18 protein-coding genes and 1 pseudogene are annotated in these 19,838 nt (G+C 70.4%); 11 read left to right on the forward strand and 8 right to left on the reverse strand.

What is annotated here, in order from left to right; translation table 11 throughout:
- The first annotated feature begins 6 nt into the window (after positions 1 to 6).
- Positions 7 to 1,782: an aspartate--tRNA ligase gene (aspS, locus tag ACZ303_RS02715; protein WP_467334325.1), complete on the forward strand. Its 1,776-nt coding sequence runs from the start codon at positions 7 to 9 to the stop codon at positions 1,780 to 1,782.
- 201 nt (positions 1,783 to 1,983) lie between these two features.
- Here the strand turns inward: aspS and ACZ303_RS02720 are convergent, their stop codons facing one another.
- The 7 genes from ACZ303_RS02720 to ACZ303_RS02750 all read right to left on the reverse strand — a co-directional run bounded on the left by ACZ303_RS02720 (position 1,984) and on the right by ACZ303_RS02750 (position 9,105).
- Positions 1,984 to 2,355, reverse strand: a complete 372-nt coding sequence (locus ACZ303_RS02720) for a DNA-binding response regulator (RefSeq protein ID WP_467334327.1) — start codon at positions 2,353 to 2,355, stop codon at positions 1,984 to 1,986.
- Positions 2,356 to 2,511: 156 nt separating this feature from the next.
- Positions 2,512 to 4,230: a methionine--tRNA ligase gene (gene metG, locus ACZ303_RS02725; protein ID WP_467334329.1), complete on the reverse strand. Its 1,719-nt coding sequence runs from the start codon at positions 4,228 to 4,230 to the stop codon at positions 2,512 to 2,514.
- A gap of 141 nt (positions 4,231 to 4,371) precedes the next feature.
- Entirely contained in the window at positions 4,372 to 4,638 is a 267-nt protein-coding gene (locus ACZ303_RS02730) for a DUF7848 domain-containing protein (protein ID WP_467334330.1), read from the reverse strand.
- Positions 4,626 to 4,874: a hypothetical protein gene (locus tag ACZ303_RS02735; RefSeq protein ID WP_467334331.1), complete on the reverse strand. Its 249-nt coding sequence runs from the start codon at positions 4,872 to 4,874 to the stop codon at positions 4,626 to 4,628. Before ACZ303_RS02735 ends, ACZ303_RS02730 begins: the two co-directional genes overlap by 13 nt.
- Positions 4,875 to 5,337: 463 nt before the next feature.
- On the reverse strand, positions 5,338 to 6,876 hold the full coding sequence (locus tag ACZ303_RS02740) for a vWA domain-containing protein (RefSeq protein ID WP_467334333.1): 1,539 nt from the start codon (positions 6,874 to 6,876) through the stop codon (positions 5,338 to 5,340).
- Between the two features lie 201 nt (positions 6,877 to 7,077).
- Positions 7,078 to 8,448: a carotenoid oxygenase family protein gene (locus tag ACZ303_RS02745; RefSeq protein ID WP_467334335.1), complete on the reverse strand. Its 1,371-nt coding sequence runs from the start codon at positions 8,446 to 8,448 to the stop codon at positions 7,078 to 7,080.
- An 87-nt stretch (positions 8,449 to 8,535) separates the two neighbouring features.
- Positions 8,536 to 9,105 carry a GNAT family N-acetyltransferase gene (locus ACZ303_RS02750; RefSeq protein WP_467334337.1) on the reverse strand — a complete coding sequence of 190 codons (570 nt, stop codon included), beginning with the start codon at positions 9,103 to 9,105 and terminating at the stop codon, positions 8,536 to 8,538.
- A 288-nt stretch (positions 9,106 to 9,393) separates the two neighbouring features.
- Between ACZ303_RS02750 and ACZ303_RS02755 the strand changes: the two genes are divergently transcribed.
- Positions 9,394 to 10,566, forward strand: a complete 1,173-nt coding sequence (locus tag ACZ303_RS02755; protein ID WP_467334339.1) for an alpha/beta hydrolase — start codon at positions 9,394 to 9,396, stop codon at positions 10,564 to 10,566.
- A gap of 146 nt (positions 10,567 to 10,712) precedes the next feature.
- On the forward strand, positions 10,713 to 11,414 hold the full coding sequence (locus ACZ303_RS02760; RefSeq protein ID WP_467334341.1) for a ScbR family autoregulator-binding transcription factor: 702 nt from the start codon (positions 10,713 to 10,715) through the stop codon (positions 11,412 to 11,414).
- A 151-nt stretch (positions 11,415 to 11,565) separates the two neighbouring features.
- Here the strand turns inward: ACZ303_RS02760 and ACZ303_RS02765 are convergent, their stop codons facing one another.
- The gene (locus tag ACZ303_RS02765; protein ID WP_467334343.1) at positions 11,566 to 12,162 is read right to left on the reverse strand and encodes a TetR/AcrR family transcriptional regulator; all 597 of its coding nucleotides are present in this window, start codon (positions 12,160 to 12,162) and stop codon (positions 11,566 to 11,568) included.
- A 503-nt stretch (positions 12,163 to 12,665) separates the two neighbouring features.
- Here ACZ303_RS02765 and ACZ303_RS02770 point away from each other — a divergent pair.
- From ACZ303_RS02770 to ACZ303_RS02805, 8 genes and pseudogenes are all read left to right on the forward strand, one after another.
- Complete coding sequence (locus ACZ303_RS02770) at positions 12,666 to 13,061, forward strand: rodlin (RefSeq protein WP_467334344.1); 396 nt, start codon at positions 12,666 to 12,668, stop codon at positions 13,059 to 13,061.
- A 251-nt stretch (positions 13,062 to 13,312) separates the two neighbouring features.
- A pseudogene (locus ACZ303_RS02775) lies at positions 13,313 to 13,699 on the forward strand (rodlin); the annotation flags it as partial.
- Positions 13,700 to 14,047: 348 nt separating this feature from the next.
- Complete coding sequence (locus ACZ303_RS02780) at positions 14,048 to 14,566, forward strand: cupin domain-containing protein (RefSeq protein WP_467334346.1); 519 nt, start codon at positions 14,048 to 14,050, stop codon at positions 14,564 to 14,566.
- 225 nt (positions 14,567 to 14,791) lie between these two features.
- The gene (locus ACZ303_RS02785) at positions 14,792 to 16,606 is read left to right on the forward strand and encodes a type IV secretory system conjugative DNA transfer family protein (protein ID WP_467334348.1); all 1,815 of its coding nucleotides are present in this window, start codon (positions 14,792 to 14,794) and stop codon (positions 16,604 to 16,606) included.
- 17 nt (positions 16,607 to 16,623) lie between these two features.
- Positions 16,624 to 17,706 (forward strand): hypothetical protein, encoded by a 1,083-nt coding sequence (locus ACZ303_RS02790; protein WP_467334349.1) that lies wholly within the window; start codon positions 16,624 to 16,626, stop codon positions 17,704 to 17,706.
- Complete coding sequence (locus tag ACZ303_RS02795) at positions 17,703 to 18,368, forward strand: hypothetical protein (RefSeq protein WP_467334351.1); 666 nt, start codon at positions 17,703 to 17,705, stop codon at positions 18,366 to 18,368. Before ACZ303_RS02790 ends, ACZ303_RS02795 begins: the two co-directional genes overlap by 4 nt.
- Positions 18,365 to 18,856: a hypothetical protein gene (locus tag ACZ303_RS02800; protein ID WP_467334353.1), complete on the forward strand. Its 492-nt coding sequence runs from the start codon at positions 18,365 to 18,367 to the stop codon at positions 18,854 to 18,856. The genes ACZ303_RS02795 and ACZ303_RS02800 overlap by 4 nt, the downstream gene beginning before the upstream one ends.
- On the forward strand, positions 18,853 to 19,827 hold the full coding sequence (locus ACZ303_RS02805) for a hypothetical protein (RefSeq protein ID WP_467334355.1): 975 nt from the start codon (positions 18,853 to 18,855) through the stop codon (positions 19,825 to 19,827). The genes ACZ303_RS02800 and ACZ303_RS02805 overlap by 4 nt, the downstream gene beginning before the upstream one ends.
- Positions 19,828 to 19,838 lie beyond the last annotated feature (11 nt).

Raw genomic sequence — 19,838 nt, forward strand, 5'->3', positions numbered from 1 at the left:
TGAACGATGCATCGGTACCGGTCCCACACCTGCGGCGAGCTCCGTGCGGCTGACGTCGACACCGACGTGCGACTGAGTGGCTGGCTGCACAATCGGCGCGACCTGGGCGGCATCCTCTTCATCGATCTGCGCGACCACCACGGCCTGGTCCAGCTCGTCGCCCGCCCCGGCACCCCCGCCAACGAGGCGCTGAGCCACCTCACCAAGGAGACCGTCGTCCGCGTGGACGGCAAGGTCATGAGCCGCGGCGCGGAGAACGTCAACCCCGAGCTGGCCACCGGCGAGATCGAGGTCGAGGTCACCGCGGTCGAGGTGCTGGGCACCGCCGAGCCGCTGCCCTTCACGATCAACACCGAGGACGGGGTCAACGAGGAGCGGCGCCTGGAGTACCGCTTCCTCGACCTGCGCCGCGAGCGCATGCACCGCAACATCATGCTGCGGTCCGCCGTCATCGCCTCGATGCGCCAGAAGATGACCGCGCTCGGTTTCAACGAGATGGCCACCCCGATCCTGTCCGCCACCTCCCCCGAGGGCGCGCGTGACTTCCTGGTGCCGTCCCGTCTGCACGCCGGCAAGTTCTACGCCCTGCCGCAGGCGCCGCAGCAGTTCAAGCAGCTGCTGATGATCGCGGGCTTCGACCGCTACTTCCAGATCGCCCCCTGCTTCCGTGACGAGGACGCCCGCGCGGACCGCTCGCCGGGCGAGTTCTACCAGCTCGACGTCGAGATGTCCTTCGTCGAGCAGGAGGACGTCTTCCAGGTCATCGAGAAGGTCATGACCGACCTTTTCGAGGAGTTCGGCAACGGCCGTCACGTCACCTCCCCCTTCCCGCGGATCCCGTTCCGCGAGGCCATGCTCAAGTACGGCTCCGACAAGCCGGACCTGCGCGCCAAGCTGGAGCTGGTCGACGTCTCGGCGGTCTTCGCCGACAGCGGCTTCAAGGCGTTCGCCGGCAAGCACGTCCGCGCGCTGGCCGTGCCGGACACCGCCGGTCAGTCCCGCAAGTTCTTCGACGGCCTCGGTGAGTACGCGGTCGAGCAGGGCGCCAAGGGCCTGGCCTGGATCCGGGTGAACGAGGGCGGCGAGCTCGCCGGCCCGATCGCGAAGTTCCTCTCGGAAGAGGACGTCAAGGCCCTCACCGAGGCCCTCGGCCTGGTCCCCGGCCACGCCGTCTTCTTCGGTGCCGGCGACTTCGACGAGGTCTCCAAGATCATGGGCGCGGTCCGCGTCGAGGCCGCCAAGCGCGCCGGCCACTTCGAGGAGAACGTCTTCCGCTTCTGCTGGATCGTCGACTTCCCGATGTTCGAGAAGGACGAGGAGACCGGCAAGATCGAGTTCTCGCACAACCCCTTCTCCATGCCCCAGGGCGGTCTCGAGGCCCTGGAGACGATGGACCCGCTGGACATCCTCGCCTGGCAGTACGACATCGTCTGCAACGGCACCGAGCTGTCCTCCGGCGCCATCCGCAACCACGAGCCCGACGTCATGTACAAGGCGTTCGAGATCGCCGGTTACAGCAAGGACGAGGTCGAGCGCGAGTTCGGCGGCATGCTCCGCGCGTTCAAGTTCGGCGCCCCGCCGCACGGCGGCATCGCCCCGGGCGTCGACCGCATCGTGATGCTGCTCGCCGACGAGCCGAACATCCGCGAGACGATCGCCTTCCCGCTCAACGGCAACGCCCAGGACCTCCTGATGGGCGCCCCGAGCGAGGTCGACGAGTCCCGCCTGAAGGAGCTCCACCTGTCGCTGCGCAAGCCGCCGCAGGTCAAGCCCGCCCAGTAGGACGGGCGGCACGACGCACGCGAGGGCCCGGAACCGCCGATGTGGTTCCGGGCCCTCGCGTTTCCGCTACCGGCATGGGAGCTCATGGGATGGTTCAAGAGCAACCCAATTACGCGGGGAGGCGGTCCGGGCTCCCCGGCAGGGGCACGAAACCAAGCCCGTCCGGCCTTCGAGGACAGCGCCGCGGGCGCTCAGCCGCACTCACATCAGCGCCGTCACCAAGGGCAGGCGGGGGCAGCAGCCGGCCGCCGCGTGAACAGCCCGTGAGAGCCGGCCGGGCGTGAGCCGCCGCCGCCACAGCACGGACCGCACCCCGTACTCCGCCACCGCCATCAGCTCCGTCTCGCCCAGCTCGTCCGCGACCAGCACCACCGGGCCCCCGCCGTCTCTGGTCAGCCGGCGCAGCTCGCCCGCCGCCACGGTGTCGTCCGCCCCCATGAGCAGGCAGTCGACGTCACTGTTCCCCCGGACGACCCGTACCTCGGGCATGGCCGCCCGCAGCTGGCGTACGAACCGGGCGCGGTTGAGGTCGTCGGTGGCATGGACACTTACGGTGATGCGCTTCTGGAACACTGCGGCTTCCTCGTCTTTCCCCGTCTTTCCCCCGTGAATCAACGAGCACCAGCATGCGCGGGCGGCTTCAACGAACGATTGCCGATCGATCAACGGACATAAATGAGGGCCCGGAACCTTCGCGGGTTCCGGGCCCTTCGAGCTTCGCGCGCGGCCTTACGCCTCGCTGTCGCCCGCCCCGAAGCGCTCACGGAACGACTCCAGGTCGTCCTCCGTGATCTTCGCGAAGAGCACCGGCGGCACGGTGAAGGGCGTGCCCGCCGGCACGAAGGACAGCGACTTGGCCTCGTCGGAGGTGATCCACGTGGCGGTGTCGTTCTCCAGCGCGAACGCGCCCCGCATCGCGGCGGCGGACGCCGGGATGAACGGCTCGGAGACGACCGCGTACAGGTGGATCAGGTTCATCGCCGTGCGCAGCGTCAGCGCGGCGGCGTCCGGGTCGGTCTTGATCTCCAGCCAGGGGGCCTTGGTCTCCAGGTAGGCGTTGCCCGCGCTCCACAGCGCGCGCAGGGCCTGCGCGGCCTTGCGGAACTGCAGGGCCTCCATCTGGGTCTCGTACTCCCCGAGCAGCTCCGCGATCTCGCGGCCCAGGTTGGCCTCGGCCTCGCCCGCCTCGCTGCCGCCCGGGACGTCGTCGCCGAAACGCTTCCGCGAGAACGACAGCACGCGGTTGACGAAGTTGCCGAGGACGTCGGCGAGGTCCTTGTTGACCGTGGCGGAGAACAGCTCCCAGGTGAAGGACGTGTCGTCCGACTCGGGGGCGTTCGCCATCATGAAGTAACGCCAGTAGTCGGCCGGCAGGATCTCCAGGGCGTCGCCCGTGAAGACGCCGCGCTTCTGGGAGGTGGAGAACTTGCCGCCGTAGTAGTTCAGCCAGTTGAAGGCCTTGACGTAGTCGACCTTCTTCCACGGCTCGCGGGTGCCCAGCTGGGTGGCCGGGAACATCACCGTGTGGAAGGGGACGTTGTCCTTGCCCATGAACTGGGTGTAGCGGACGTCCTCGGCCTCGTACCACCACGACTTCCAGTCGCGGTTCTCCGGGTCCTGGTCGGCCCACTCCTTCGTCGCGCCGAGGTACTCGACCGGCGCGTCGAACCATACGTAGAAGACCTTGCCCTCGGCCGCCAGCTCCGGCCAGGTGTCGGCCGGGACCGGCACGCCCCAGTCCAGGTCGCGCGTGATCGCGCGGTCGTGCAGGCCCTCGGTCAGCCACTTGCGGGCGATCGAGGAGGCCAGCACGGGCCAGTCCTCGCCGTGCTCGTCGACCCACGCCTCGACCTCGTGCGCCAGCTTCGACTGGAGGAGGAAGAGGTGCTTGGTCTCGCGGACCTCCAGGTCGCTGCTCCCGCTGATGGCCGAGCGGGCGTCGATCAGGTCCGTCGGGTCCAGCACGCGGGTGCAGTTCTCGCACTGGTCGCCACGCGCCTTGTCGTAGCCGCAGTGCGGGCACGTACCCACGATGTACCGGTCGGGCAGGAAGCGGTCGTCGGCGATCGAGAAGACCTGGCGGATCGCCCGCTCCTCGATGAAGCCGTTCTCCTGGAGCTTCCGCGCGAAGTGCTGCGTGATCTCGATGTTCTCCGGCGAGGAACTCCGGCCGAAGTGGTCGAAGGCGAGGCCGAAGCCCTCGTAGACGGCCTTCTGCGCGTCGTGCTGCTTCGCGCAGAACTCCGCCACCGGCAGGCCGGCCTCCTTGGCCCCCAGCTCGGCGGGCGTGCCGTGCTCGTCGGTGGCACAGATGTAGATCGTCTCGCGGCCGGTCTGGCGGAGGTACCTGGCGTACACGTCCGCCGGGAGCATGGACCCCACCATGTTGCCCAGGTGCTTGATCCCGTTGATGTACGGAAGGGCGCTGGTGATGAGGTGTCGAGCCATTTCCGGCTGCTCCCTGGTCGCGGTTTACAGAGGTCTTTAGCGTATCCGAGGGGTAGGGGGTGCCCGCGCGGCGATTTCGGCGTTCGCCGCGCGGACGCTGGCCCGCCTGTGGATCCGGATGCGGAGGCGCTCGCGCGCCGGTCAGGTGGCGGCGGTGGGGGGTGGCTGGGCCATCCACGCCCGCCAGGGCCTGGTGATCACCTCCCGGTAGGTGTGGTGGGACGGATTCCGTCCGGCGTGCCGGAACGTCCAGCCCTGGGCGACCGCGAAGTCCTCCACGGCCTCCGAGCTCTCCTCGCAGACCGCGCACTGCATCGCGTACGTGACCGGCTCCGCGTCCGGCTCCTCGTCCGGTTGCAGGGTCCAGGTGCCGAACAGGAACACGGTGCGCGCGGTCAAAGCCCCCACCTGCTCTCGGCGTTCAGCCGTGCCACACGGGCGCGCAGCGCCTCCGCCTCCGACGCGGGCCGGGCGTACTCGGGTGGGCAGTCCCACTCGACCCCGCCTTGGGGAGGACGTAGTTGCAGATGTCCCGCATGGCTGTCCATGACCTGACCGAGCCGGTCGGTCCGGGTGTCGACGGCGTAACTGACGTGGCCGGGTGCCGGCGGTGCGGGGAGCGCGGGGGGATTTTCTTTGCTCACACGAGGAGGATGCCCACTGAGACGCTCTCTGATCAGTTATCGGGTGGGTACGCAGGGTGACGTACGGCTCCGGGGTCGCTCGGGGGGTGGGCTCGGGGCGCTCCGGGGTGTGGGTCCTGCGCACCCGGGTGACGGGAGGTGCCCTCCCGCCACTCCCGCCACCCGGGCTCCCCTCCCCCTCCGATGGTCTGCGCTCGGAGGAAGTCCGCGAGAAGAGAGCGCGAGGCCCTCGACTTCGAAGCGTGTTCTTATGACTACCTAGCGTAGTCACTCCGTCGGGTAACCGTCACCACCGCACAGGGGCGCGCGGAGGCGTCCGGAGGGCGCTGGGGGCAAGGCCCGGGCGGTTGCGGCGCCGCTCGTCCGCCCGGTCAACCCCCGTGCGCCGCAGCGGAGATGGGCGGCGTAAAGAAGAAGAGGCCGCCCCGATCGCCGGGGCGGCCTCTTCGTACGACGACGGCTGCTAGCCGCCCACGATGCCCTTGGACCGTGCCTCGGCCAGCCATTCCGGGAACTCCACCATCAGCTCTTCATACAGGCGGGCGTCCGTCAGCGCCTTCGGTTCGCGGCCCGCGTGGAAGAAGCCCGCGTTGTCGATGACGCGCTTCTCCGGGACCGCCAGGTCGTCCAGCTTGCGCAGGAAGTCGAAGCCCTTGCCGTCCGGGTCGCCGAAGCCCACGAACTGCCAGAAGATCGGCAGCTCGGCCGCCTCGCACAGGGCGCGCTCGGCGGCGGGCTTGCTGGTGGGGGCGCCGTCGGTCTGGAAGATGACGAACGCGGGGTCGGTGGCCCCGGAGTTCTTGTAGTGCTCGACGACGGCCGCGATGGCCCAGTGGTAGTTCGTGCGGCCCATGTGGCCGAGGCCGTCGTGCAACTCCTGCACACGGCCCGCGTAGTTGGTGATGTCCAGGTCGGCGGTGCCGTCCACGTCCGTGGAGAAGAAGACGACCGGGACGGTGCCGTCGTCGTCGAGGTTCGCCGACAGTCCCAGGGCCTGCTCGGCGAGGCGCTGGACCGTGCCGTCCTTGTAGTACGGCCGCATGGAGCCGGAGCGGTCGAGCACCAGATAGACGGCCGCCCGCTGGCCGACGAGGCCCTGCTTGGCCAGCGAGACACCGGCCGCCTTGTAGAGGCTGACCAGCGCGGGCGCGGCGGCCTCCACCTTCTCCAGGCTCACGGCCGCGCCGCGCGGCGGCATCGCGGGCGCGGGCTCCGGGTTCGGCCCCGGCGCGGGCTCGGGCATGGGCACGGGCCGGGGGGTCGGCTCGGGCTCGGGCGCCGGTCCGGGCCGGGGCGTGGGCACCGGGTCCGGCTCGGGGATGGGCTTCGGCCCGGGCATCGGCGTCGGCTCGGGCTCCGGCTGCGGCTGCGGATCCGGCTGGGGAGTGGGCCCGGGGGTGGGCCCGAGCGGCCCCGGATCGGGCACCCGGTCCCCAGCGGTCTGCGCGGGGACGACCGGCGCCGCGGAATCCGGGAGGGTCTCCTCGGCGGGGGTCTGCGCGGGAACCGCCGTCACTGCGGATTCCGGACGGGTCTCCTCGGCGGGGGCTTCGGCCGGGGTCTGCGCGGGAACCGCCCGCACCGCGGATTCCGGACGAGCCTCCCCGGCGGGGGCCTCCGCGGACACCCGCGGCCCGGCGATCACGGCCTGTTCGGCCTCGGGCGAAGGCGCACCCTCCGGCGCGGCCGCGGGTCCCGGCACCGAGGCGGTGACCTGCTCGGCGTCGCCGGCCGGGGAACCTCCGCCGGACGGCGAACCCGTGGCGTCCGGCGCGACCGCCGGCCCCGGCACCGAAGCCGTGACCCGCGCGGCGCCGGACGGGGAACCCCCGCCGGACGGCGAGCCCTCCTTCTCGGGGGCGGCGACGGAACCGGGCCCCGGTTCCGTGCCGTCGACGCCCGCCGGTCCCGCGTTCTGCTGGGGAAGGCTGGGTTCGTCGCGCTCGGCTGTCGCTGTCCTGGACCGGCCGAACGCGTTCCGCAGCAGACTCCGAATGCCCATGTGGAGAAGTCCTTCACGTGTCTCGGGGAGCTATGAAATGTCCGTAGTGCGGGGAAAAGTCCCGGGTCCGGACGGCTACGTAAGGCTAGCCGTCGCAACACGCCCGGCGCGCTCAGACCCCGCACGGCGCTCCCCGCCGCCACCGTCCGGGGGACGGACCCCACACCCACTTGCACTCATGTGCCCCCGGCAAGCGGTTTCTCACACCGCGTCAGGGACCCAGTTGCCGTGGAATCCCAGTGGCACCCGCACCGGCAGACGCACCCGCGCCACCGGCCCCGCCGCGAAGTCCTGGGCGGCCAGCACCACCAGGTCACTGGCCTCGCGCTCGGGGTCGTAGGCGTAGGCCAGCACCCAGCCGTCGTCCTCCGCCGCGTCCGGCGCCGAGGGGACGAAGACGCCCTCGCCGACGTCGCCCGCCGGGTGGACCAGGAACTCCTCGCTCGTACCGCGCTCCAGGTCGTACTTGACCAGCCCCGCCCCCAGCCGGTCGACACCGGTGTCCGCCGGCTCGGTCTCCAGCATCGCGTAGCCGTAGCGGTGCCGCCCGGTCAGCCGGCGCGGGTCGGCGCGGGGGAACTCCACCGCGCGGTCGTCGAGCGGCTGCCGCCGTACGGAGCCGGCGGCCAGGTCGACCGTCCAGCGCTCCATCAGGGACCGGGAGGCGACCGCGCCCGGTCGGTGGTCGAAGAGACGGTCGTAGCGGACGAGGTGGACGGTGATGACGCCGTCGTGCTCGTAGGCGTTCATGGGGTGGAAGACGAAGCAGGGGTCGATGTCCAGCCAGCGCACATCGGCGGCGTCGCCGTCGCGCGGGAGGATCCCGAGCCGGGCGGGCCGGTCGTCGTCCCAGTAAGCGAACGGCTCCGCCTCCTGCCCTGGGGCGGAGGAGACGACGGGCAGGTCGTAGAGGAGGACGTGCCGCTCGGTGAGGGAGAAGTCGTGCATGACCGGCCGGCCCCGGACCGGGACGTCCACCCGGCGGCGTACGCAGCCGTCGGTCCCCGCGACGAGGTACTGCACATACGGCCAGGCCGGGCAGTACGCGACCGCGTGCAGTTCACCGCTGCACGGGTCGATGACCGTGTGCGCGGCCAGCCCGCCGGGCAGCGTGCCGTGGAAGTCGAACGGGCCGATCGTGTACAGCTCCTCGTCCAGCTCGTACGGCAGCGAGCCACCCTCGACCAGCGCGAGGAGGTGCCCGGCGAAGGACTGGACGTGGGTGTTCGGCGCGAAGTCCAGGTCCAGGTGGCGCGGCCCGTGCAGCAGCTTCTCGCCGAGCCGCCCGGCGACGGAGTCGGAACGCACCCAGCGGTTGCGGTACCACTCGGCGTGGCCGTCGCGCAGCCGCACACCGTGCACCATGCCCTCGCCGGCGAACCAGTGGTGCGCGGCCGGGTCCTCCACGCCCAGCGGGTTGGGGCCGTTGCGCAGATAGCGGCCGCGCAGGGAATCCGGCAGGCGGCCGGTCACCGGCAGGTCGACGGCCGTGATCTCGTCGTGTACGGGCGCGTAGAGACCGCTCAGGAAGCGGTTCCCGGCGGATCCGGCCGTCGGGCGGTCCTCGCTCATGCTGCCTCCCCTCACCGCGGCCCGCCGGCCGCGGAGCCGTTCCCCCACCATCCATCGGAAGGCGGCGTTCGGCCAGAGCGCGGGGGGTCACCTGCGCAGGGGGCGGGTGAAGACCTCCGCGCCGGAGCTCACCGCGGCGCCCGAGCCCGCCGGTCCGGCGGGCCGCAGCGCCCCCGCCGCCGTCCAGCCCCAGGAGCCCAGCGCGGCGCGGGCCGCCTCACCGTGCGCGTCGTCCGGGGCGAGGACCATGGCCGCGAGCGCGGCGCCGCTGCCCGCCAGCAGCCGGTCGTGCAGCCGCCGGCCGAGGCCCTGACGGCGGTGGCGGGGCAGCACCGTCAATTCGGCGACGGTGAAGACCCGCCCGGCGGCCGTCAGCTCCTCCAGCTCCGCGGGGACCGGCCCGGTGAAGGCGTGCCACACGCCGCTGTCCCGGGCCAGCGGGAAGCCGTACGCGCAGCCCACCGGCCCGCCGCCGTCGGCGAGCACCAGGTCGAAGCCGGGCCGTGAGGAGTCCTCGGCGAGCCGTTCCAGGAAGGCGGCGCGGTCGTGGGGCGGCCCCGGCGGGCTCCCGTACGCCGCCACGTGCAGATCCGCGAGCTGGTCGCGGTACTGCTCGGCCTGCCAGCGGCTCAACCTGCGCAAGAAGACGTCACCCATGCGCCCTTACTTGCCCAGTGCGGCTCGCGCCCACCCCCGGCCGGGGCGGGTAACCGGCCCGGTGACGGTTTCGTTGCCGGTTCCGGTGCGGCGCGCTCCGCTCACGGTCTCCCGCGGGCCCGGTTTCGCGGCCGGAAACGGCGGGCGGCGAACAGGACACCGGCAGGCCAAGAGCAGGGTAAGAAATCGGTGCAGGGCAACCCTGTCCACCCATTCCGGCCTCTTCATCGGTGAGCAGGGTCTACCGAACATGAGTACCCACCACGGGGGCAGGGAGTTGAGAGGCGCATGGGCCTGACCAGCAGGTCGCTCTTGTACACGGTGGTATTCGTCGCCGTGCTGTGTGTGGGGCTCACCATTTGGCTTTGGCCGCGGCTTTCCGGGCGCGGCACGCTTCCCGTACTCGGCCGGCTCGGCGCGATCCTGACCACTCAGCTGACGATCATGTCCGCCATCCTGCTGGCCGTGAATTCCGCCAATAGCTTCTACGGCACCTGGGGCGAGCTGATCGGGAGGTACGACCGCTCTCCGGGCCAGGTCACGCAGGGGACCGACGTCGGCGCGAACGCCGCCATCGCCGCCGGCAAGGGCGGCCTGGTGCGGCCCTCGTCGGAGAACGTGGGCAAGACCGGGCTGCCGGCCGGGCCCCGGGACAAGGTCGGCGCGGTGGATTCGGTGCGCCTGGTCGCCCGCCACGCCAATGTCGTCGAGCCGGCGCTCGTCTATCTGCCGCCGCAGTACTTCCAGAAGCAGTACGAGCGTCACCGCTTCCCCGTGATCGTGGCGATCAGTGGATACCCGGGCGGCTTCACCAACCTCTCCCAGTACCTCCAGGTGCCGAAGACGGCGAGCGAGCTGATCTCCGACCGCCGGATGCAGCCGACCGTGATCGTGATGGTCCGGCCCACCATCGCGCCGCCGCGCGACACCGAATGCGTGGACGTCCCCGACGGGCCGCAGGCCGAGAGCTACTTCACCAAGGACCTGCCGGAGGCGCTCAAGAGCGCCTACCGGGTCGGCCACGACCCCAGCGCCTGGGCGGCCATGGGCTACTCCTCGGGCGGCACCTGCGCCCTCGAACTCGCGATGCGCCAGCCCAAGACCTATCCGGTGGCCGCCGCGCTCTCCGCCGACTACAAGATCGGCAATGACCTCACCACCGGGAACCTCTTCGGCGGCGGCGAGGAGGCCAAGCAGCGCAAGCGCGAGCACGATCTGATCTGGCGCCTGAACAATCTGCCCACGCCGCAGGCCACGGTGCTCGTCACCAGCAGCAAGAAGGGCGAGAAGAACTACAAGGAGACGGAGAAATTCCTCAAGGCCGTCAAGGAGCCGATGCGCGCGGACAAAATGATCCTGCCCGAGGGAAGCCACAACTTCACCACCTGGCGGCGCGAGATCGCCCCCACGCTGGAATGGATGAGCAAGCAGATGACCTTCCCGCAGGACGTCAACAGCTGAGCAGTAGGGGCTGAGCGACCGATCGGGGCGGGGCGCCCGATACGCGGGCCGGACACGATGGCTGGTTCGCCGTCCTCCCCTGACGCGTGGTGCTGCATACGCTCGACGCCGGTGCGATGGCCACCCATCGATTCGGAGGCGGGACCGTGGCGAAGCAGGACCGGGCGATCAGGACTCGGCGGGCGATCCTGGAAGCGGCCGCGGTGGTGTTCGACGAACGGGGCTATGACGCCGCGACCATCAACGAGATCCTCGCCCGCGCCGAAGTGACCAAGGGCGCGCTGTACTTCCACTTCCCCTCCAAGGAGGAGCTGGCCCACGCCGTGGTCGACGCCCAGGTGTCGGCCGCGCCCGCCCGCCCCCGCCCGGCCGGTTCCTCCAGGATGCAGGAGCTGGTGGACATGGGGATGATCTTCACGCACCGGTTGCTGACGGACCCGGTGCTGCGCGGCAGCGTCCGGCTGACCATGGAGCACAACTCCACGGTCCGGGGCCGCAGCGGCCCGTTCACCGGCTGGGCCGAGCTGCACACCCGGATCCTGGTCGAGGGCAAGGAGCGCGGGGAGGTACTGCCGCACGTCGTCCCCGAGGAGGTCGCCGAGCTGATCGTCGCGGCGTACGGCGGGATCAACGCCCTGTCGCAGACGGTCTCCAGCCGGGCCGACCTGGAGCGCCGGGCGATCGTGCTGTACGAGCACCTCATGCCCAGCGTGGCACTGCCCGCCGTGCTGGCCCGACTCGACATCGCCCCCGGCCGCGGGGCCAGGGCGCTGGCCGAGCTGGAGCGGCAGCGCTGCCCGGCCCCCGGGCCGGAGCGGCGGGCGGCCGCTCCGGCGGGGGTGGTGTGAACCGGGCTGTCCGAACGGACCGTCGCATCAGGCGGTGCGGATCGGGCCGTGCGAACCAGGCCGTGCGGATCGGGCCGTGGGCGCCCGGCGTTGAATGTCGGCTTTGAACGCCGGGCGCCCCGGGCCCGCCCCCGGGTCGGGGGCCGGTTCGTCAGCCGGTCCCGGCCGTCTCGGCCTCGCGCTCCGTGGAATCGAGGGTCTCCAGGGCGACTTTGAGGAGGCCCTGGCGCTTCTGCTCGGCGGTGCCGCTGAGCGCGTCGAGCGTGAACGCCCCGAAGTGGACGGTCAAAAGGGCGCTGGCGACGCGGATGTGGGTGTCGAAGTCGACGTCACCGGAGTGCATCAGCCGGGAGATGACGTCCACCCGCTCCCGGAGGGTCTGGCCGATGGCCAGGTCGCGCAGGGTCGCCTGGTTCTCCTGGAGGATGTGGTAGATCGGCATGGCCGGCTTCAGCGCCGCGCTGTAGCGGCTCAGCAGCTCGCGCCGGGTCTCCAGGCCGGGTGGCTGTTCCTTGGCCCAGTCGATGAGTTCGTCGACCGGGCGCCCCAGGTCCTCGGAGATCGCGCTGAGGATGTCCTCCTTCGTCTTGAAGTGGTAGTACAGCGCGGCCTTGGTGACGCCGAGCTCCTCGGCGATCTCCCGCAGCGACGTTTTCTCGTAACCACGTGAGACGAAGAGGTCCAGGGCCGTTTTCTGGATGCGCTCACGGGTGTCGCTCCTGCGCGCCTGAGGGGTGCTGCTGCCCATGGTCTCTCCCGCTGTTGTCGTGAACCTGCCGCCCCGGCCGCCCGGCCCGTCGGCACGTACAAGTCGCCAACTCGGGCCGCCGCCGCACACGTTAGGGGGAGTGGAGATCATGCCGCAGGAAACGTCCGTGGTGGGGACCGTAAGGACGACCGCGACACCACCGGCACGCAATACGTACATTGTCGTGGGCGGGGCGGGCGTGACCCGAGTGACCGGAGCTCGGATGCCCGCCTCGCCGGGGCCGCCTCGGGGGTTCCGGCCGCCGCGGTGGGCGGGTGAGTGCCGCCATGGGCGCGTCAACGCCTCCCGGATTTCTTCGGTTCGTATTTCTTTCGGATGCGGCCGGTAATAAATGTGCCAGTCGTACGTGTTCCGTCGAGTTCCTTCGCGCAGCGCACCGCAATGGCTCGAATGAGTGAAAGTCCGGAACCTCTTTATGGGCCCGGAGTTGTTCAGAACGCTTTCCTCCCAGTGGGGGCGCTACACGATCGAAAGGCATAGACGTGCTCAAGAAGGCAATCGCCACGGCCGCCCTGACGGCTTCCGCGGTCGGCACTCTCGCCGGCCCCGCCCTGGCCATCGGCGACGAGGAAGCCGTCGCCAACGGCAACGCCGCCAAGACCGGTTACGGCAACACCAAGACCGGGGGCAAGGAAAGCCCGCAGATGAGCCTGGTCCAGGGCACGCTGAACAAGCCGTGCCTGGGCATCGGCAAGCTCGGTATCCAGTCCCTCATCGGCCTGATCAACATCGGCGTCCAGGACGTGCCGATCCTCACGTCGCAGCAGCAGCAGCAGTGCGTCGACAACTCGACGATCCAGGACGGCGACGACCCCCTGTCGCACATCCTGTCCGAGATCCCGATCCTGTCGGCCAACGGCTCCGGCAACAGGGGCTGACGGCGAACGTCGGAGGTCCGGTAGGCCCCCGGCCGCGGGTGTGCGGGTCCCGCGGCCGGGGCCTTCCGTTTCCTGTCGGCGGATTTTCGTCCGCTTCCAGGCGGCGGATTTTCGTCTGCCGACCGCAATCCCCATATTTATTCTGATCGGGCCGCGATGGTGGGCTGAAGGAGTGAAGGCCGATAACCTTCGCACCACTTGTGAGTTATCCATGGCGCCCCGTATTTCGTCGACCAGAGCGAAGGAATAGCGTGATCAAGAAAGTAGTGGCCACCACGGCACTCGTGGCTTCCGCGGCCGGCGTCTCGACCCCGGCCATGGCGGTCGGCGACGGGCAGGGCGTGGCCAATGGGAACGGCTCCAGCCAGTCGTACGGCAACACCTGGACCGGCGGCTATATGAGCCCCCAAATGGGCCTGATCAACGGCTCGTTGAACAAGCCGTGCATCGGCATCGGCAAGCTGGGCGCCCAGTCGCTCATCGGCCTGCTGAACATCGGTCTCCAGGACATCCCGATCCTGTCCTCGCAGCAGCAGCAGTCCTGCACCGAGAACTCCACGATCCAGGACGGCGACGACCCGCTGTCGCACATCCTCGACCGGATCCCGATCCTCTCGGAGAACGGCTCCGGGAACAGCACGCACCACCACCACGGACGCCACCGCGGCCGCCACGACGACGGCCCCCGCCACCACGACGGCGGCCACCGCGGCCACCACGAAGGCGGCCACCACGACGGCGGGCATCACGACGGCGGGCATCACGACGGCCACCGCGGCCACTGATCCGCGCGGTACGTACCGAAGCCGCCCCCGGCATCGCCGGGGGCGGCTTCGCCCGTCTCCGGGTCGGCGGCGTAAGAGAATTGACCCATGATTTCGCACCGGGAATGACCCCTGACGGGGGGTCATCGCACACCGTAGATTTATGGCGACGGATCAAGGGCCGACACGGCCCGCCAGGTCCATGAACGGACGGAGTGCCCCATGAACACCACGGACAACACCAACACCACCGCGTACGACCACGACGCCGTCCTCGTCCGTTCCGCCGAGGCGACCGTCCTCAGCGACGCCCCCGGCAGCCTCATCACGCTCCTCGCCGACTCCGACCGCACCGGCGGCGCCCTCACCACCAACCGCGCCACGATGGCCGAGGGCACGGCGGGCGCCCCGGCGCACTTCCACACCCGGGCGACCGAGTTCTTCTTCGTCCTCGACGGTGTGCTGGAGGTCCTCGTGAACGACAAGGTCCTCACCCTGGAGAAGAACGACTTCCTGGCCGTTCCCCCGCGCATGCCGCACGCCTTCGCCCCCGCCGCCGGCCACTCCGCCGACGCCCTGGTCGTCTTCACGCCCGGTATGGGCCGCTTCGACTACTACCGCCTGCTGGACCGGGTCAACCGCGGCGAGGCGACCGTGGAGGAGATCAAGGAGTCCTCGGAGCGCTTCGACAACCACTACGTCGACAGCCCCGTCTGGCGCGCGGCCCGCGCCGCCGCGTGACCCGTCACGCCGCCGCGGGGCCCGCTGCCGCGTAACCCGCCGCACCGCTGTCGGGACGGTCGTACCGCCGTCCGGGCCGTCCCCACGTAACACCTTCGCCGCATAGTCCCCCGCCCCAAGCCTCGAACTCATGTCTTGTCGTACAGAGGTGTTACCGTCGCAGCGATCTGAAGAGATCACATCAAGCAAGGGACGGGGGTCCACGGCGTGGCAGGCGCGCGCGAAGTGGGACGCAAGCACGAGAGCGGCGGACCCAAGGGCGAGATCGCCCTCGCCAAGGGCGCGGCGGTACTCATCGCCGTCGCCGCCAGTTGGCACCTGGCGGTGTGGGCCACGGCCGACCACATGGCCTTGTCGAACGTCCTGGCCACGGGTGCCGCCCTCGCGAAGCACAAGCCCCTGGCCGGTCTCGACGACGGCATCGAGCCGGCGTCCGCCTCCGTCACCGTCACGGTCTGGCTCGCCATCCTCCTCGGCCCGATCGCGGCCGTCGTGCTGGGCGTACGGGCCCGGCACCGCCGCACCCGCGGCGCGGGCGGCGAGGGCCTGGCCTCCGCGACCGAGGCCCGCCACATGCTCGGCGAGAAGCGCGCCCGCGCGGCCGCCAAGATGACGCGCGCCACGTCGTTCACCGACGCCGACGGCCGCTACGACGCCAAGGCCGCCGCCCGCGCGGAACTGCGCGAGGTCGGCTGGCTGCTGGGCCGGCAGCTCGGCAGCGGACAGCCGCTGGTGGCCACGCCGGAGGACTCGGTCGCGGTCATCGCCCCGTCCGGCGGCGGCAAGTCCCGCAACGTCGTCATCCCCGCCTGCCTGGACGCGCCCGGCCCGCTCGTCGTCACCTCCACCCGCGCCGACGTCCTCGACGTCATCGCCGAACCGCGCTCCCGGCTGGGCCGGGTATGGGTCTTCGACCCGCTCGACACCGTGGGCTGGCCGCACAAGATGGTGTGGGACCCGGTCGCCGGCTGCCAGGAGGGCGAGACCGCGACGTCGCGCGCCCTGTCGTTCTCCGTCGGCATGGGCGCCGACGACAGTTCGTCCTCCAACGGCAGCTTCTTCCAGCAGACCGCGTCGTCCGCGCTGACCCGGCTGCTCCACGCGGCGGCCCTCGAAGGCAAGACCATCGAGCACGTCATGCGCTGGGCCACCAACCTGGAGAAGGCCAGCGAACCGCGCGCCATCCTCACCGACCACCCCAACGCCGAACCCGGCTGGGACGTCCTGCTCCGGTCCGTGTCGACGGGCGCCGACGAGACCGTCGCCTCGACCCGGCAGACCCTCGCCGCCCAGATCGAACCCCTCGCCCTGCGCAAGGTGCTGCGCTGCGTCACCCCGCAGCCGGGCGTGCCGACCTTCGACCCGGACGTGTTCGTCGCCTCCCGCGACACCCTGGTCCTCATCAGCGACTCCAACGCGTCGACGAACGTCTCGCCGTTGACGACGATGCTGCTGGGCGAGGTCGTCGACGCGGCGAAGCGCCGGGCGCCCCGACTGCCGTCGGGCCGGCTGGACCCCTTCCTGCGCCTCGTCCTGGACGAGGTCGCGAACGTCGCACCGCTGCCGAAGCTGCCGTCGCTCGCCTCCGACGCCCGCGGCTACGGCATCCACATGGTCTACGCGCTCCAGTCCCTGGCCCAGGCCGTGCTCCGGTGGGGCCAGCACGAGGCCGACACGCTGCTCGACAACGCGGCGGCGACGCTCGTCATGGGCGGCCTGAAGGACGTCGAGGCGCTGCGCCGCTTCTCCGAGCTCGTCGGCGAGGCCGAGATCGTGGAGATCTCCACCTCGCGCGACAGCCAGCGCCTCTTCGGCCACGGCACCTCCGAGGTCGAGCGCGAACGCCGCATCCTGCGCCCCGAGGAGATCCGCCAGCTGCCGCACGGCCAGGCGCTCCTCCTCTTCCGCGGTGCGCCGGGCGTCATCGCCGAGCTGCTCCCGTGGGACCAGCGGCGCGACGGGCAGGCGCTGCGCGCGGGCGAGCACGCGACGCGGGCGGCACGGATCGGGCCGCCGCCGGTGGAGATCACGGGCGCGTAGAAGGACGGTAGGGAAGCGTGGAAGAACAACTGCGGGACGAGCTGAAGGCCCTCCGGGAGGAGGTCGAGTCCCTCCGGACGTGGCGCACCCAGTTCGAAGCGTCGGTCAAGGACTTCGCGTCGAGCATCAAGGCGAACCAGACCGAGGTCACGGAGGTCGTGGCGGAGGTCATCGACCGGCTGCACGCGGTGGAGGCGGCGACGGCCCCCGGCGCCGGCCAGGCGGCCGGCGACGGCCACCGGCCGTGGTCGGCGCGCGCCACGGAGGAGGACTGGCGGAACCTCGCCGACTGGGTCGACTGGCTCGGCAGGCACTACGCCCCGCAGCTGCACCTGCGCATCTGGCCGTGCTGGCCGCTGCACGGCGGTGTGACCGAGGAGCTCGCGGCCCTGCACGCGGCCTGGCGCGCGGCCACGGAAGCGGACGCGGACCCGGCGCGCGAGGGCAGCGACCTGGCGTACTGGCACCAGATGTGGCTGTGGCCGACGATCGAGCGCATCCGTCAGCACTACATGTTCAGCGAGTGCGAGGACGACCACTCCAAGGACCGCCCGGGCCGGCCGACGGACACGGACGCGCTGGAATCCCGCATCGCGGAGGCGGCGGCGGAGCGGCTGCGGGAGGAGAACGACCGGTACGCGTTCTTCGCGGAGGCGCCGTCGGGCGACGCGGCCGACCGGCCGGACGGGCTGTGGCGGCGCGAAGGGCAGGAATGGGAATTCCTGTCGATCCTGGACTGGGAATGGCACGCTTCCGAGGAATCCCCGACGCCTGATCTCCTGCACCCGATCACGGCCGACCGCGCCGGCGAACTCGCCGCCGACCGGCAGGGCTGGGTGACGTACTGGGCGCGCTACGCGGACGAGGAGGACTGGCGTGCGGGCGAGGGCCCCACGACGGTCGTCCGGCGCCGAAAGAGTCGTGAACGCATCTACGACGAGGCGTTCAAGCGGGACAACACCTGGGGCCCGACCGCCTCCGTCTACGAATTCTTCGACGCCCGGCCCTCCAACCCCCCGCACCTGGTCGAGATCGATGTCCAAGAGGCGGAGCGGCTTCTGCACAGCCTCCGTGGAGTGACGGGAGCCACCGAGCTGTGAGCATCACCGATACGAAGGCGTGGCAGGACGACGCCGAGCCCCACCTCTCCCTGACCGGGCAGGAGAACCGCATCGTCACCGCCCGCTGGGAACAGGCCCGGGCGGCGCACAAGCAACTCGACGAGGTCATGGACGGCCTCTACCGCGAATTGGCCGCGGCCAACGGCGCCAAACTCGAAGGAAAGCAGCACCGCATCAAGGGCCTGCTCGCCTTCCGCCGCAAGGCCGCGGCGGAACTGGACGAGGGCGTCCCCGTGGAAAAGGTCGTACAGAAGGTCAACGACCTCAATCGCTACACGCTGACCTTCGACCCCGAGCACTACACGGAGGGCGTGCGGCGCACGTACGCGCTGCTGCACGAGCAGGGCTTCGTGATTGTCCCGGGCTTCGAGCGCAACAGCTGGGAGGACCCCGTCTACAAGGGCTTCCACGCGACATGGCAACGGTCCGACGGCACCCAGAAGTTCGAGATCCAGTTCCACACGCCCGCCAGTTATTCGGCCAAGACGGAAAACCACCTGCTTTACGATCTGTACCGCTCGGCGCACCTCCGCCGCTCGCTCGACGGCGACAAGAAAACCGCGCGTCGATTCGAAGAGGCGGCAAAGGTCGTACAGAGCGAGCGGTACGGCCGGGCACCGGAGAGGGAGAGCAAGCGATGAGTGACGGGTACGAGTACTTCGTGAAGGCTGCTCCGCCTTATACCGAGGAGCGGCCGTCCAGCCTCTGGCGCCGGCTGGGCGAGGAGTGGGAGTACCTCTCGCTGCTCGACTGGGCGTGGCACGACGTCAAGGGCACCGGTGTCAAGCACCCGCCGACGCAGGAAGACCTGTATCCGGTGACGCCCGAGAAGGCCGCCGAACTGGAGGCGGACCGGCAGGGCTGGGTGCGGTACTGGGCGTACTACTTCGACGAGCGCGACTGGCGCGACGGCGAAGGACCCACGACCGTGGTCCGGCGCCGACAGAGTCCGGAGCGCGTCTACGACGAGACGTTCATGCGGTCCGACGAATGGCAGCCCGACAGCGCGATCTACGAGTACTTCCACCCCCGCGGGTCGAATGCGCCGCATTTGATCGAGATCGGCGTCGACGAGGCCGAGCGACTTCTTCAGGAACTCCGTGGCGTGACGGGGGCCACCGACCTGTGAGCGACGTGGAACCCGGTGGCTGGCAGGGCGACGCCGCCAAGTCCGAGGAACACCTGAGGCTGTCCGCCGCCGAGAACCGTCTGGTCCAGTCCCAGTGGGAGGCGGCCAAAGAGGCGCGTGGCCGGCTCGACGGCGTCATGGGCGATGTCCAGCAGCGCACGGCCGCCGCGCACGGCGGAAAGCTGGAGGGTCTCGAATACTCCCTCAAGGGCATCGACTCCTTCCGGCGCAAGGTCGCGGTCGCGGTCGGCCGTGGCAAGAAGGCGGAGCAGGTCTGCGAGAAGGTCGACGACCTCAATCGCTACACCCTGACCTTCGAGGCCGACAGCTACGCGGAGGGGGTGAACCAGACCTACGCGCAGCTCCGTGAGCAGAAGTACGAGCCGATCTGGGAAGCCAATACGTGGGAAGACCCCGTCTACAAGGGCATCAACACGTCGTGGCAGCACCGGGAGACCGGGGAGAAGTTCGAGCTCCAGTTCCATACGCCGGAGAGCTTCAAGGCCAAGTCGGACAATCACGAACTGTACGAGCTCGCCCGGTCCGGAACCTTCGAGAAGTACGACTCCGAGGAGAACCCGCGGCAGAGCGAGGCGTATCTCGAAGCGTCCGACCTGCTCCAGAACGAGCGGTACAAGAACGTCCGGATCCCCCGTGACGTGGAGGGCATGGCCAATCCGACGGTCCGGGTCACGCTCAACCCGAACGTGGACCCTGAGATCGTCGCGGAGGTCCGCCGACAGGAGGCCGACCTCAAGGCCAAACACGCCGCGGAAGCCGCCGCGCGTGAACGGGCGCAGGCGCAGGAGCGGGCGAATCAGCTGGACGCCCCCGCACGGGCCGAAGGCCCCGACCTTCGCGGCAGATTGGCCGCACAGCCCGCCCGGCAGGAGCCCGCGAAAGAGCCTGAGGCCCTCGGCGTCGAACCCGTGCCGGCGCAGTCCCGGGGCCGTGGCCCCGCGCTGAACTGAGCCATCTCAAG

Source organism: Streptomyces sp. NPDC023527, assembly GCF_055560115.1.